Raw genomic sequence first — 15423 nt, 5'->3', positions numbered from 1 at the left:
AGTACTAATTCAATCCATTGATCTGAATATTTTACGACAAAGTAATTGTTTGGGTTAATAGAATAAAATCTAAATTATGTCTAAACTTAATAGCATTTCAACAGTTCTTTTGAACTTTCAGAATAAAAAATGGAAAGAAGTATTCCTATTTCTTTGTTTGTTTAGTTGGTCAACTATTTCATTTTCCCAAAAATTGAAAATAAACGAAAAGGAATATTTTGAAACCAGAGGATTAAATGTTTTGGTTTTTAGTAATGAATATAACGGAATGTTCTTTGACGAAAAAACGGCCGGTATAGAGTTTATTCATCATGGTGTAAGAACCGTAACTGGTGGAGCTATCAGACTTCAAAACACGCCAGAACAATGGGATTTAATTCCGAAAATGACAAGCCGAAAAGTAGATAAAGTAAACAATACCATTGAAGTTACACTTCGATATGAAGAATTTGATTTTGATTCCAAAATAATAGTAACATCAAAAGGAAACGGATTCTTGATCAATGTTTTTCTAGATAAGCCAGTTCCGAAGCAATTGGAAGGAAGAGCAGGATTTAATATGGAATTTTTGCCAACATCTTATTTCGAAAGTAATTATGTTGTTGATGGAAAGGCAGGAACGTTTCCGCGATATCCTTCTGGAAATACTGAAATAAAGCCTTTATCTCAAAAAATACCACAGTTTGCCGGACATACTACATTTGACGATCGCGGAAAAAAGGAATTTATATCCACTCTTCCTTTAGATTCAGGGAAGAATTTCATCTTTGCGCCCGAAAATCTAGAGCGCACCGTAAAAATCCAGTCGAAAGATCAAGATGTAATGCTTTTTGATGGAAGAAATCTTGGCCAAAATGGCTGGTTTATTGCGCGAAGCATGCTTCCTTCAAATAAAACAGGAAAAGTGCTGACATGGTATGTAGAACCTAACGCAATTCCTAACTGGACAAGAGAACCCGTAATTGGATTTTCGCAAGTTGGATACATGCCTGGACAAAATAAAGTGGCGGTAATTGAACTTGATCAAAATGATAAAGCATTAGCTACAGCATCAATCTATAAACTTAATGATGATGGAAAATTTGTAGAAAAACTGAAAGGCGATGTCAAAGTTTGGGGAAATTATTTACGATATACTTATGCTCAGTTTGATTTTAGTTCTATTAAGGAAAAAGGACTTTATTACATTCAATATGGCAATCAAAAAACAAACACTTTTCAAATAGAGGACAATGTTTATTCAAATGTATGGCATCCTACAATGGATGTCTGGTTTCCGGTGCAAATGGATCATATGGAAGTGAATGAGGCTTACAGAGTTTGGCACGGAAAACCATTTTTAGATGATTGTCTTCAGGCACCATTAAATCACGAGCATTTTGACGGCTATAAACAAGGTCCTACTACAGAAACAAAATATAAACCTTTAGAACGTATTCCGGGAATGTCTGTTGGAGGCTGGTTTGACGCTGGGGATTTTGATATACAAACTTTTTCTCATGTCAGCGTAATCAACAGTTTTGTAGAATCTTGGGAAGAATTTAAAGTAAAAAGAGATGAAACTTATATTGACCAAAAAACGCAGTTTGTAGACATTCACCGTCCAGATGGCCAACCCGATTTATTACAACAAATTGAGCACGGTGTTTTAAATCTTGTAGCACAGGTTGAAAATATTGGCCATCCGGTAAGAGGAATTGTTGTACCTAATTTGCATCAGTATCATCATTTGGGAGACGCTTCTACAGAAACGGATAATTTGCCTTATAATGCTTCTCTTAAACCGTATGAATCTAATGGAGTTTCGAGTGGTACGATGGATGATAGATGGGCATTTACCAATCGCTCTTCGTTTTTGGATTACAGAACAGCGGGTGCATTAGCTTCGGCAAGCAGAGCTTTAAAAGGCTACAATGATGAACTTTCGGCTAAATGTTTATCTCTTGCACTGAAATTGACAAACGAAGCAACTGAAATAGAAAAAAAGGCAAAACCAGATAATAGTCCAATAGCAAGATGGGGCAAAGGAAGCGACATGATCGCAATATTACAGCTTTATTTAAGCACAAAAGACCAGAATTATAAAAAAGGGTTTCTAGATAGAATTTGGAAATTATTGGATGAAAATTTAGAATTCAATATTAATTCTGCGCTCTTGGCTGTGCCTGCTATGGATGATAACTACAAGGTAAAATTACGAAGCTATGTTATCAAGTATAAAGAAAAAACAAATAAAGAGAATGCTGATAATCCTTATGGAGTTCCGCTGGTTAAGAGAGGCTGGGGTGGCACTTCTCAGGTTATTAATTGGGCAAGCACAAACTATTACATTCATAAATTCTATCCTGATGTTATAGATAAAGAAGCTGTTTATCAAGGATTGAACTATATTTTTGGATGTCATCCTTATTCTAATTTATCTTTTGTAAACGCTGTTGGAAACAAATCCAAAAAAGTAGCTTACGGAAACAACCGTGCCGATTTTACTACGATTGCCGGCGGAGTAGTTCCCGGACTTATTTTTCTTAAACCTGATTATTTAGAAAATAAAGATGACTGGCCGTTTTTTTGGGGTGAAAATGAATGTATTATCGATGGCGGTGCCTGGTACGTTTTTCTTGCAAATGCTGTAAATGAGTTGGCAAATGAAAAATAGTAAACAGGCTTAAAATTTAACCGCAAGGTGCGCAAAGTTCTATTGACAAAGCTTAGCGAACTTAAAAGACAACGTAAACACAATGACAAAAAAACTTTGCGTGCTTTGCGGTAAAATTAACCTCAACGTAAACAAATATAAATATGAAACGATTTTTAAATATTGCCAGTATAATTTTAAGCTTGTGTTTTCAATCTGGTTGGAGTCAGGAAACACAAATAATTGAGGATTTTAAGCCTTCATCAATGAACCAAGCCGGAAAACAATTTCCAGAGGTGAATTCGCAAAGACGTGTCCGCGCCAGTATTTCTGCGCCTGATGCAAATAAGGTACAACTCGACATTGGCGGTGTAAAATATGATATGCAAAAAGATGCCAATGGAGTTTGGACAGGAGAATCGAATCCGCAGGATGAAGGATTTCATTATTACCAGTTAAATATTGATGGCGCTTCGGTACCAGATCCGGGAAGTTTGTATTTCTATGGTGCAGGAAGATGGGGAAGCGGAATCGAAATTCCATCAAGAGATCAGGAGTTTTTCGACTTGAAAAATGTGTCTCATGGTCTTGTCAGCGAAAATATTTATTTTTCAAAACTGACAAATTCTTTTAGACGCTGTTTTATCTACACGCCGGCAGGTTACAATGAAAATACCAAAACACGTTATCCGGTACTTTATTTACAACACGGAAGTTTCGAAGATGAAACGGGCTGGTCTTCTCAAGGCAAAGCCAATTTAATTTTAGATAATTTAATTGCTTCAAAACAGGCAAAGCCAATGATTATAGTAATGGATAATGGCTACGCTTATAAGCCTCAAAGTAATGGACTGAAAGATAAGAAAGAGCGTCCGGAATCTATTTTTGAAGAAGTATTAATATCCGAAGTTATCCCAATGATTGATGCTAAGTTTCGAACGATTGCCAATCGTGAAAATAGAGCTATAGCAGGTCTTTCGATGGGAGCGAATCAAACGATGAGAATTATGATGAATCATCTCGACACTTTTTCTTATTATGGAGGCTTTAGCGGTACAGCAAATTATCCGAGTATAGATCCTCTTGATGCTTCTACTTTTTTAGATGGAAAATATAAAGACGGAAGTGCATTAAATAAAAAAATCAAACTCTTTTGGTTAGGTTTAGGTACAAAAGAACCAGCTCCTTTTCCTAAATCAATAGGAGCATTTCGAACGATGTTGGAAAAACAAGGCATTAAATATGATTACTACGAATCTCCAGAAACTGCGCATGAATGGCTTACATGGAGGAGATGTTTATATCAGTTCGCTTCTAAGCTGTTTAAATAAACTTTCTGAATAGGCGAGATTAAAGACCATTCGGAACTATAAAGATAAAGTATAGAAAACATTTTCTATACTTTATCTTTTTTATTTAATCATTATTTATTTTCCAAAATGTTTTTGGACAGCCAATACTAAAAACATAAAATCGGTTGATCCGCCACCCATAACATATTCTGTTTGCTGCCAAAAGTAGGGCCATTTTTTAAGTTCAGGTAAGTTTGGTCGAATAAGTGCCGTGCCCGAAGTTACTCCGCCAGGAATATAGGACCAATCGGCACGATTCATCCCATAAGCTACCAATACTGAATTAGATCCAATTCCCGATGCAAAAGAGGCTGTATTATTGCCGGGATGAACTCCAAGTATAAAATTCAAAGCATTGCTGTACACTTCATAGTTTGCAAACTCTGGCCATGATTCTGAGAAATAGTATTGCTGTACACCAAAATCCTGTAAAGTCCAGCCAGCTCCCCAAATATTGGGTTTATAAGGAACTCCAAAAGGAGAATCTGTAAGCGAATTGTTTTTGGTTTTCGCGCTCCATTTCTGGGCTTCAGCATTCAACTTTTCAAGAAATGATTTGTCTTTAATGAGATGTTTTATTCGCCCAACTCTCCATCCTAAATTTTCGAAATTTTTTAACACCTCTCCATTTAAAGAAACAATTTGATTGACATAAGTCGGTTCATTGGTTGCTAATGTTAATTCAACAAGAGCAGTTATTTTGCTTTCTGCTCTTTTTGATTTTTGAAAGGAAGTATTATAAAGCGCTTTTGCAGTTTCCAAACATTCAGTAGCCAATTTGGGATTTGTAGCTTTTAAAACCCGGTAAGAAGCGGCAAGTCCGCCAGCAACATACAATTCCCGATCAGGATTGTCTTCGGTGAAAACCCATCTATCATCATCTTTAGCGCTTGGGTTTACGGTCCATTTATTGTCAGTCACTCCGCCAAAATCTCCAAGGAGTACGTATTGTTTTAAATTGTTTGTAATGATTCCGCGATACAAACGCCCCATAGAACGATATCCTGCTAAAATAGATGCTAGTCCATGTTCCATTTGTTGCAAAGCATCTGATTTGCCGTCAGGCTGATGAATTTCAACTATCTTTTTATCATTATCAATACTCGTTGCATCATAAGATTCGATATTAAATTCTTCTAGCATAAGTGCCAGATTCCAAACTGTTCCAATTTGAGATTCGACTCTCAGGTCATCATCTCCAGCATCATGCCATCCGCCTTGATTTAAATTCGGAACAACTTCGTTCGATTTATATTTTGTAAGTGTCGAAGGTCCTTGGACATATCCGTCAAAATGATTCAGATTCGTTGGTGCCATTTGAGCATCATCTAAATGACAGAAGTTATGCCAAATTCGGTATTTTTCATTCACTCTCATGTGGCACATTTGTACCGGTAAAAAATATTCCAAAATAGGTTGCCAAACATCTCGGTCATAAAGTTTTTTGCTTATTTGAAAAGGCGAAGTTTCATTTCCTCTATAGCTCAATGTGTACATTCCTTCTTCATTTACTTCAGAAAAATCTATTTGGTAATAATTGTATCTTAAAAAGTCGCCCCATTTTTTAGGTTTTATGGTTTTGATGTTTTTCTTGCCAAACTCGTCATGTTTGATCAAAATTACTTCTGATGTTTCTGTATCATTTGGATCCGTTTCCAGAATTGCGATTTTAGATTGTTTTGGATAATAGCCAATTTGCGAAACCTGAACAACCGGTTTGTAAGTCCAATTCGGAATAACATTTGGAGAAACAACAATATCAACAATCCTTTTTCCAGAAGTTGCAGAAATAGGCGCGCGGACAATAAACCAGCCGTTATTATGATTGATTCTTCCATCCCATAAAGCAATATCTTCTAAATTTGACTGAATCGTTACTCTCGACAAATCGCTTTCGGGAGCAATTGTAATTTTTTTTCCTTTACAAAGTGGAGTTCCGAGGTTTTGTCCATCAATTTGTGATTGAAGAGGTCCGTAAGGAGAAGGAGTAAAAATGCCGAAATTTCCATCACAGATATAAGACTTTCCAAACAAATCGCCTGGAAATAATTCAATATTAAAACCAATTTTTTTCAGCCATATTATATCTATGTCATTTTCTAAATCGACCGTAATTCGAAAATTATTTCCGTCGGTTGGCGTTACATTTACTTTATATTTTAATTTCAAATCCGGGTAATCTATTGGGTTAAAACCAATGCGGTTTTTAGATTCATCAGGATAACATAAAGTCTGAGAAATGGTATTAGAACCTGAATCTATCTTTTTTTCAACCTCTTTCGGTACAGGCGACCATTGTCCTGGCGAGATTTCTAAACGCAAATCTCCATTTGCCATAACGCGTTCACCATGCTGAATCATTGTAACTCCTGTTTGATGGCCATCAGGATAAATATCATCAAAAACAGTGACGTCTAGACCACGAGTAGAAAAATAACCTTTAGGGTGGAGTTTTAAATTTTGTGCCTCTATTTTTATTTGAAGCATTACAGTTAGTAATACAAAAACAACAAGAGTTTTGTTTTTCATTATTTTATAGATTATTGCGATTAATATTTATTAACTAATGCCTAGTAAGAACGTAAGTTTATAAATGTAGTTTTTCGCTAACAATCAGAATATCAAATTTGAAGCGTAATATAGTATAATTGATGCTATTTTTAGTCATTCAAAGTTGTTTTTACTAATAAAGATTTTTAAAATTCTATAGGATAAGAATAGAAGTGGCAAAGAAAAAAAACGATTTAAAATATTGTCCTAATATTCTAAATCGTTTCTCATTTTGTTTTGCGTTATTTTGTCGCCCTATTTCCCGATGCAGAAATTAGTAGTCCAGTCTTTGCTGGGGTTAACAGATCTTGAGGTACAATAGAGGTACAAAATCTGAGCAAAATAACGCAAAATAACAACAAACAAACCTTTGAAAATTTCAGACAGATTATTGTTTTGTTAATTTGTAAAAATATTTTTTAAAGAGCACATTAATCCCGTGGTTGCGGCAAAGTTATAAAAAATTGGATTAATAATTAGTGTATTATAGCATTAAGGAGTTAAACGACCTTTGATAATCAATTTTAGATTAGATATCTATTTAGTGTATAAAGAGCCTTTTTGGTATTGGTATTTTAGAAATCTCCTCATATTCTAACAACTCTAATCAGTTATTAATATTAGGAAGATTTTTATCTAAATAGGGAATATTACACCTCTTACTTTCAATACTATAGGATAATTTTGATATATCAATCAAGATTTCTTAACAAAAAAAGTTGTATGAAAAAGAGGTATTCAGTTTTATTTTACAATATAAGTTTCTGGTTTAATTATAATCTGCGTAAATGCAATAAATTTTCTATTCTAAATATCTGCCACATATTGCTTCTTATTGGTTATTATAATATATATGCTCAGAACAATTCGGATTATCGTAGTAATAAAATTGCTCTCCAAAACGCTGCAATCAAAACAACATCTAAGGATTTTCTACTGATACAAAACGAAGTTACTTATATTTCAATTATTTCTATTGTGCTGATTCTATTTGCTCTAGCAATTGTAGTGAAGTTTTTACTTCTTCCTGAAATAAATTTTGAAGAAGAGCAAAGAGATACACATTCAGGATTTTTTAAAAAACTTAAAGAAATGTTTAAAAAAACGCAATTTGTTTTAAGTTTAATTGTTTTGATATTTTATTTTGTTTTCAAAGTTTTGGCTGGAAATCTGAGTAAAATCTTTGTGAAAAGAATTGGAACATATGGTGATGATATCGATTTTTATCAGGAACTGATTTTGTGTACAATGACAGCAATGGCTGTAGGGTGTATTTTAGGAATCGCCTTAATTCCGAAATATACATCTCTTACCGGTTTTTTAAAATTATCTTGTTTACTTGGAATCCTTTTGATTGTAACCATATTATTCATCTCGCCGTCAACAATGATTATATTGCCAGGAATTCCAGAATTACCACTCATAACTGTTTTGGTATCGTTAATGGGATTTGTAAATGCACTCTGCTGGCCTGTAATTTGGCTAATAGTATTTCAGGACTTTACCGATTTGCAATAAAAATAATAGTATCCAATTTATTATGTAAGTATAATTGGCACCCAACTTTTTGTGGTAAATTAACCAATACCTCCAGATTTAGTAAAAGATATAATTTTTCAAAATAAGGAAGATTTTCACTTTAATAAGGATTATCCTCTGCCATGATGTTTGTTGACCAAGATAAATTTGCCGTTAATTACATTTTGAATTTGAATGGTCAGTATCGAAATTATGCCTTGTCCTCCACCTCATATCTTACCTCTATTCTGAATGTATTAACAGTTTAAATATTTTAATATTTAAAAAGAATTAATGTTAAAAAATAAAAGATTTGAAGATAGGAATTATAGGAGTATCCAGCGTCACAATGAAACTGGCTGATAGAGCAGCTAAAGCAGGACATGAAGTATTGATTAGCCATGTACGTAACAATAATATTATAAAAGAATCTGTAATGAGAATGGGAAATAAAGTAAAATTAGTGAGCAAAGAGCGAGTTTTGAAAGCTGGAATTATTATACTGTTTGTTCCATTAGATGATCTTAAAAACTTTATATCTGATTTGCCTGACATGTCAGGAAAAATTTTAATACACACTAATAATGGTATAATAGGCAAGGAATTTCCAAAATTTGCATTGGGAAAATCATCAAGTGAAATACTTATTTTACAGTTGCCCGAGGCCAACATAATAAAAACGTATAATATTATAGAGCCAAGTGTTTGTTTACAGAAGAAACAAAACTATGTTGGAGATAAAATATTTTATTCAGGAGATAATATAATTGCCAAAAGCAGAGTAAAATCTTTTTTTAAAACCTTAGATTTTGAGTCAGTCGATTTTGATGTATAGAGATAAAATAAGTATTAAAATATACAATCGATATGATCAAGTAAAATATGCCATTATTCAAATAAGGAAGATTTTCACCTTAATAAGTAGTATAATCCACCATGATGTTTAGCAACTAAAATAAATTTGCCTTAATCATTTTAATTCAAATAAAATGTTCTGCATTTACAGCTTAAATATTAAAAAAGTTTGACAGTGAAAAAAAAAGAAAGCATTAACGATTTTTACAAAGAGATTTTTCTAAAATTTAATTTAAATGAAATAAATAGTTTTGATCATATTGTTTTACGAATGGAAGTTCCTGAAACTGTTATCAAACCAAAAGACATATTATGGAAAATTTACTTTTTGCCCGATGATAAAAAAAACAAGATGAACTATAAAGATAATTCAGCTTCAGGTATTTTATTGTCAACTCTTAAAGGTCAAAAATCAGGATGGATTGAATGGAAAATTGATGCCAATCAATTAAGAAAACTAAGCAAAAATAAAATCTTATCACTTAAAATTATTGCGGTTCATTATTTAAAGCCGCCTTCATCATCTCATTTAATAAAAGCTGAGATACAATTTTAAGTCCTGAGTTGACGACCTATATTAATGTCTGTCCTTTATTTTTGATGTATTCGCTAGGGGTAATGCCATACACTTTTTTGAATTCACGGCTAAAATACTTTGCGTCATTAAAACCAACCTGTAAAGCAACTGTTAATGTCGAAGTTTCACCTTTTTGAAATAATTCAACGGCATGTTTTAAACGCTGATTCTTAATGAATTCGTTTAAAGACAGATTCGTAAGCGCACTAAATTTTTTATACAATACAGACTTGCTGATACCAATTTCGGTGGTTATAAATCCTAAATCCAAATTTGTATTGCCAATGTTGTCTTCAATAATTTGCTGCAGCTTTTGAAGGAAAATCTCATCCTGTGATGATTCTGTATTGGTTATAATCGGCAATTTTAAAATTTGTTCACTGTATTTTTTTTGCAAAGCAGATTTTAAAGAAAGCAGATTTTGAATATTCAACTGGAGCATCTGATCGCTGAAAGGTTTTGTAACATAAGCATCTGCACCATGTTTCAAGCCTTCGATTTGATGAATTGGTGCTGATTTTGCAGTAAGCATAATGACAGGAATATGTGATGTACGAACATCTGTTTTAATTTTTCTGCAGAGCTCCAAACCATCCATAACTGGCATCATAACATCGCTGATAATTAAATCCGGAATAATCTGAATTGCAGTTTTCCAGCCTTCGAGCCCGTTTTCGCTTTCATAAACATGATAATGCGTTTCTAAAGATTGTTTGATAAAATCGCGAACTTCATCGTTATCTTCGACAATCAATATAGTCGCACTTTTGTTTTTGTTTTCCTCAGTCGGATTCTCAATAAAACTTTCAAATGCACTATCTTCAATTTCCTGAACAATGTTGTTCCCAATTTTAGGCATTGGCGAAATATCATTTTCGCTTAAATGATTTTTGCCCAATTGCAATAGTACTGAAAAAGTTGTTTTTCCTGCTCTGTCTTCTAATGCTGGCTTGCTTTTTACACTTATTTTTCCCTTATGAAGTTCGATAAGACTCTTGGTGAGCGCAAGGCCAATTCCTGTTCCCATACTTTGATCTGCCTGATAGAAGTTAGTAAAAATATCGTCCAGATTATTGATGGAAATACCTTTGCCATTATCACTAACCGTAATTTTTACATTATGTTTTTTTAATGTTATTTTTAGGTTGATAATACCACCGTTTGGAGTAAACTTAAAGGCATTTGATAATAAATTAAAAAATACTTTCTCCATTTGATCTTTATCAAAATAAACCAAAATTTCAGGATTACTGCTTTTAAAAGTGTACTGAATATTTTTTGCTTCGGCGAGTGTCTGAAAGCTGTCAAAAATCTCCTTTAAGGTTTTAACAAGGTCTTCTTCAAAAAAGTAAAGACGCATATTACCTGAATCTGCTTTCCTGAAATCTAATAATTCATTTACTAAGCGATACAATCTTTCCGTATTGTTTTTAATGCTGATTGCATATTTTTTTGCCGGAGTATTCTCAGCAGTTAGTTTTTCCAATTTTTCGATTGGTCCTAAAATAAGAGTCAATGGAGTCCTGATTTCATGCGATACATTTGTGAAAAAATCAAGTTTCATTTTCTCAAAATGCAATTCCTGTTTAAGCTCTGATCTTGCCTTCAGGAATTTCATTATATAATAAACAATGGTAAAAGCAACAATAAAATAAAAAACATAGGCCCACCAGGTTTTCCAAAGAGGAGGCAGCACTTCAATATTGATTTTCTTAATATTCTTATTCCAGTTACCATCATTATTAGCTGATTTAACTAAAAACTGATAATCTCCAGCCGGCAGATTAGTGTAGGTTGCAGAAGGTATGTCGACATAATTCCAGTTTTTCTCAAAACCTTCCAGTCTGTATGCATACTTGTTTTTATTGGCTTTTATAAAGTTTAATGCCGAAAACTCGATTGTAAAATTGTTTTGGTCGTGATCAAAAGTCAAGGAATTGCTATAATTAAGGTCCTCTTTCAGAAGATTATTTTCATCATTGACTTGTACACTTTTATTGAACAATTTCAGGTTTGACAATGCCACATCTGGCGGCATTGCATTTTTTTGAATATTGTGAGGAATAAAGCTTACTAAGCCGTTGTAAGTGCCAAAAAACAGCTGTCCCTGAGTGTCTCGAAAAACGGAATTTGTATTGAATTGATTGTCAGGAAGCCCATCCAGAATATTAAAAGTTCTAAAAGTATTAAATCGGCGATTGTATTTCACCAAACCATTATCAGTACCAATCCATAGGTTGGAATCATTATCTTCAGTAATAGCTAATATATTGTCACTAGGCAAACCGTTATCAGTATTAAAAATTTTGTAACTGTTGTTTTTTAAGTCTAATAACGCCAATCCGTTATGATAAGTTCCTACCCACATGAATCCATGGCTGTCTTCCAGAAAACAATTTATATTATACTTAAATATTTTATTTGAGCTGTCTTTAAAATTTCTGCGCAATAATTTTGATCCTTGGTAATTATAAATTCCAAGTGGAGTTCCTATCCAAATTGTACCTTTTTTATCTTCAAATAATGCACTGATTGATTTTTCTATAAATGTTTTTCCAGTGGTAGGGAAAAAACTGAATTTTTTGCTTTCAATATCACAAATATTCAAGCCAGAGTCAGTGCCAATAAATAATTTGTTTTCGCTGTTGACAATCAAGCAGTTAATGTTGTCTGAAGCAATACTGTTGCGGTTGGTTGCATTTCGTTTAAAAACGGTAAAATTAGCAGTTTTGGAATTAAAAAGATCTAAACCGCCTAAACCGGTTCCTATCCAAATGTTTTGGTTTTTATCTATGGCAATAGCTTTAACCAAATTAGAACTTAAGCTGTTTTTATCATTAATATTGTTTTTATAATTGCTAAACTGTTGAGTTTCCCTATTAAAATAATTTAGGCCTCCGGCTTCTGTGCCAATCCATAAATTATGCCTGCTGTCTTCAACGATTGAACTTATTATATTGCTGCTGATACTATTTTTATTGCTGTTATTTTGATAGACAACAAAAGGAGTATTCACGGAATAAACTACGTTGACACCTCCAAAATAAGTTCCTATCCAGACAGATCCATTCTTATCCTGAAAAATATCATAAATTGAGTTTTGGCTTAAACTGTTTGGTTTAGCAGGATCATGCTGGTAATTGATAAATTGTTGTGTATAGGGGTTTAAAATGGATAATCCGTCTTGAGTACCAATCCAAAGTGAACCGTTTTTATGTAGCAAAATTTTGCGGACATTATTATTTACCAATGAATTTTTATCATTACTGTTTTTTACAAAATGACTCAGCTTCATTGTCTTTTTATCAAAAAGATAAAGTCCGCTTTTTCTTGTTCCTATCCAATATCTTAAATTTTGGTCTTGTACAATACTTGTAATCAAATCTACATTCTCACTGTTTTTGAATTGGGAACTGAAATGTCTTTTTACTACTAGTTTTTTATTGGCAAAAAACATTTCATACAATCCATCAGATGTTCCCACCCAGATATGATGCGCATTATCTTCAAAAAGTTCAGACACCTGCAAATTTTCTTTTGCTATTTTAATAGGGAGTATTTTGTTGCTGTTGGCTCCTTTAAATTTAAGCTGTGTTAATGAGCCTATCCATAAATTGCCTTTCGAATCCTGCAGCACTTTTAAAAGACCTTCAGTTTGCGGGAGAACCGTTACAAAAGAATTGTCTTTAGAATGGTATAAGTCCAATCCGCTGGTTACCACCCACATTTTTTTATTTGAAGCGAATGCCAGTTTCTTTATAAAATCATTTGAGGAGATAGTGTTTTTGTCTTCAGGATCATTTTTAAAAATTTTAAATGTACGACCGTCAAAACGGTTTAAGCCATATTTCGTCCCCAACCAGATGAAACCAGTAGAATCCTGGCTGATTGATAAAACACTATTGTTTGAAAGGCCATTCGTTACATCTAAATGGTTAAATGATATCGAATTGTTTTGAGCAAAGCTTTTAGAATATGAAAAAAGCAAGCTCCAGACGCAAATCCCCCAAAAAAGAATTCTAAAATTTTGATTTTTTAAAATCATAAAAAAGTTTAAGGTTTACAAAATTAAGCGACTTTTAAAGCCGTCAAAATAACTAAATTTTAAAATCGAAAAATGTAAAAAGAGGGGGAAAGAATGCTTACAGATATTTCTCAAAATTAATAGAAATTTTATTAGTCTGAAAATAATAATGCTTTAAACTTAAATAAAATTAATTGTTCCGAGTATTGACTTGCAAATGTGTAATGTTTTAACTTTTTAAAGCATAAGTTTTTTCGTCTATATAAAAATGTATTTTATTTTACCGATTTTAGATATTAAATTATCTTAGAAAATGATCTGCTGATTATCTGCATTTTTTGGGCAAGTTTTTTAAGAAACATTGCCTTGAAGAATTAGCAATTTAAAAGACTATGACACCTGAAAAAGCAATTTTAAAAAAGTAATTTTTTGATATTTAATGTTTTGTGGATTGTCTGTGATATTAAAAAGACAAAAAAAGGAAATTATTACACTTATTAAGGAAAATTTTAATCTGCTTTTATTTTAATTAAGCTCAATTTTGGAAAATAATAAGAGATAATTTTTTTGATTGAACTATTTTGAATTACAGTTTTTTTGAGGGGAAAAATAAAATAAGTCAATACACAAAAGATTTACTAAATTAATAAATTATGAGTATTTTAAAAAAGGTCGTGCCTTGTGCTTTTTTACTTTTGGCTTTTTCCAGCGCAGATAACTCTGCCGATTTATTAATCAATGAAAGCTTTAATCGTGCTGAAATTATGTACTCAGATATGATCAACGTTGAAAAAAACTATAATCTTTATCCACGTACAGCAACAGCTGAGGGCAGTTTAAAGAGTACAGATCTAAAAGATTGGACGTGTGGTTTTTGGGCAGGAGATTTATGGTATGTTTATGAATATACAAAAGACGACAAGTGGAAGCAAGCTGCTATTAAATGGACAGAAACCTTAAAAGACAATCAGTTTAATAAAGGTACGCACGATCTGGGATTTATGATGTATTGCAGTTATGGTAACGGTTACCGCTTAACAGGAAATAAAACGTATCGCGATATACTTCTCGAATCTGCAAAATCATTGGCCAGCAGATACAGCCCTATAACAAAGTGCATTGAATCTTGGGATCAGCGCATGTCCTGGGACGGCAAAACGCTTTGGAAATATCCTGTAATAATTGATAATATGATGAATTTGGAGCTGCTTTTTTGGGCTTCTAAAGAAACAGGTGATCCTCTTTATTATAACATAGCAGTTTCACATGCCAATGCTACAATGAAAAATCATATAAGACCTGATTACAGTACATTTCACGTTGTGAATTATGATGAAAAAACGGGAGCTGTCTTAAACAGAGAAACCTGTCAGGGATTTTCAAACAATTCGACTTGGGCGAGAGGACAGGCCTGGGCAATTTACGGATTTACCATAATGTATAGAGAAACGAAAGACAAGAAATATTTAGATACGGCAATTAAATTGGCTGATTTCTTTTTGAATAATAAAAGTCTGCCAAAAGACAAAATTCCGTTGTGGGATTTCAACGTTAATCAGCAAGGCTACATTCCGTTGTGGAATTATCAAAAAGAAAAATACAGCAATCCAGTTCCTCGAGATGCTTCGGCAGCTGCTGTTGTATCTTCGGCGCTTTTGGAAATAAGTACTTATTTGTCTAAAGAAAAAGGAAAAAAATACAAAGCTGATGCCGTCGAAATTATAGAATCGCTGAGCAGTAGTGCTTATTTAGCGATTCCAAATACGAATAATAATTTTTTAATCAAGCATTCTGTCGGCAGTTTGCCGCACAATAGTGAAATTGACGTACCATTAAATTATGCCGATTATTATTACTTGGAAGCTTTATTGCGATATAAAAGATTAGAAAATAACTTATCATTGCAATAAAA

General features: G+C 33.0%; 8 protein-coding genes. 6 read left to right on the top strand and 2 right to left on the bottom strand.

The features are described from left to right. Nucleotides 1–76: 76 nt before the first annotated feature. Both SCB73_RS18440 and SCB73_RS18435 read left to right on the top strand, forming a co-directional pair. On the top strand, nucleotides 77–2656 hold the full coding sequence (locus SCB73_RS18440; RefSeq protein ID WP_320567650.1) for a glycoside hydrolase family 9 protein: 2580 nt from the start codon (nucleotides 77–79) through the stop codon (nucleotides 2654–2656). Between the two features lie 143 nt (nucleotides 2657–2799). After that, entirely contained in the window at nucleotides 2800–3966 is a 1167-nt protein-coding gene (locus tag SCB73_RS18435; protein ID WP_320567649.1) for an alpha/beta hydrolase-fold protein, read from the top strand. Nucleotides 3967–4062: 96 nt separating this feature from the next. Here SCB73_RS18435 and SCB73_RS18430 read toward each other — a convergent pair whose 3' ends face one another. Next, the gene (locus tag SCB73_RS18430; RefSeq protein ID WP_320567648.1) at nucleotides 4063–6516 is read right to left on the bottom strand and encodes a glycoside hydrolase family 9 protein; all 2454 of its coding nucleotides are present in this window, start codon (nucleotides 6514–6516) and stop codon (nucleotides 4063–4065) included. A 744-nt stretch (nucleotides 6517–7260) separates the two neighbouring features. Here SCB73_RS18430 and SCB73_RS18425 point away from each other — a divergent pair. From SCB73_RS18425 to SCB73_RS18415, 3 genes are all read left to right on the top strand, one after another. After that, the gene (locus SCB73_RS18425; RefSeq protein WP_320567647.1) at nucleotides 7261–8055 is read left to right on the top strand and encodes a hypothetical protein; all 795 of its coding nucleotides are present in this window, start codon (nucleotides 7261–7263) and stop codon (nucleotides 8053–8055) included. A gap of 313 nt (nucleotides 8056–8368) precedes the next feature. Continuing rightward, on the top strand, nucleotides 8369–8890 hold the full coding sequence (locus tag SCB73_RS18420; protein WP_320567646.1) for an NAD(P)-binding domain-containing protein: 522 nt from the start codon (nucleotides 8369–8371) through the stop codon (nucleotides 8888–8890). Between the two features lie 195 nt (nucleotides 8891–9085). Beyond that, nucleotides 9086–9466 (top strand): hypothetical protein, encoded by a 381-nt coding sequence (locus tag SCB73_RS18415; protein WP_320567645.1) that lies wholly within the window; start codon nucleotides 9086–9088, stop codon nucleotides 9464–9466. A 16-nt stretch (nucleotides 9467–9482) separates the two neighbouring features. Here the strand turns inward: SCB73_RS18415 and SCB73_RS18410 are convergent, their stop codons facing one another. Then, the gene (locus SCB73_RS18410; RefSeq protein ID WP_320567644.1) at nucleotides 9483–13532 is read right to left on the bottom strand and encodes a hybrid sensor histidine kinase/response regulator transcription factor; all 4050 of its coding nucleotides are present in this window, start codon (nucleotides 13530–13532) and stop codon (nucleotides 9483–9485) included. A gap of 632 nt (nucleotides 13533–14164) precedes the next feature. On the opposite strand from SCB73_RS18410, the gene SCB73_RS18405 reads away from it, so the two are divergent. Further along, nucleotides 14165–15421 (top strand): glycoside hydrolase family 88 protein, encoded by a 1257-nt coding sequence (locus SCB73_RS18405; protein WP_320567643.1) that lies wholly within the window; start codon nucleotides 14165–14167, stop codon nucleotides 15419–15421. The last annotated feature ends 2 nt before the right edge of the window (nucleotides 15422–15423 follow it).

The organism is Flavobacterium sp. KACC 22761 (assembly GCF_034058155.1).
GTDB lineage: Bacteria > Bacteroidota > Bacteroidia > Flavobacteriales > Flavobacteriaceae > Flavobacterium.
This window is presented reverse-complemented; position numbering and strand designations above follow the sequence as displayed.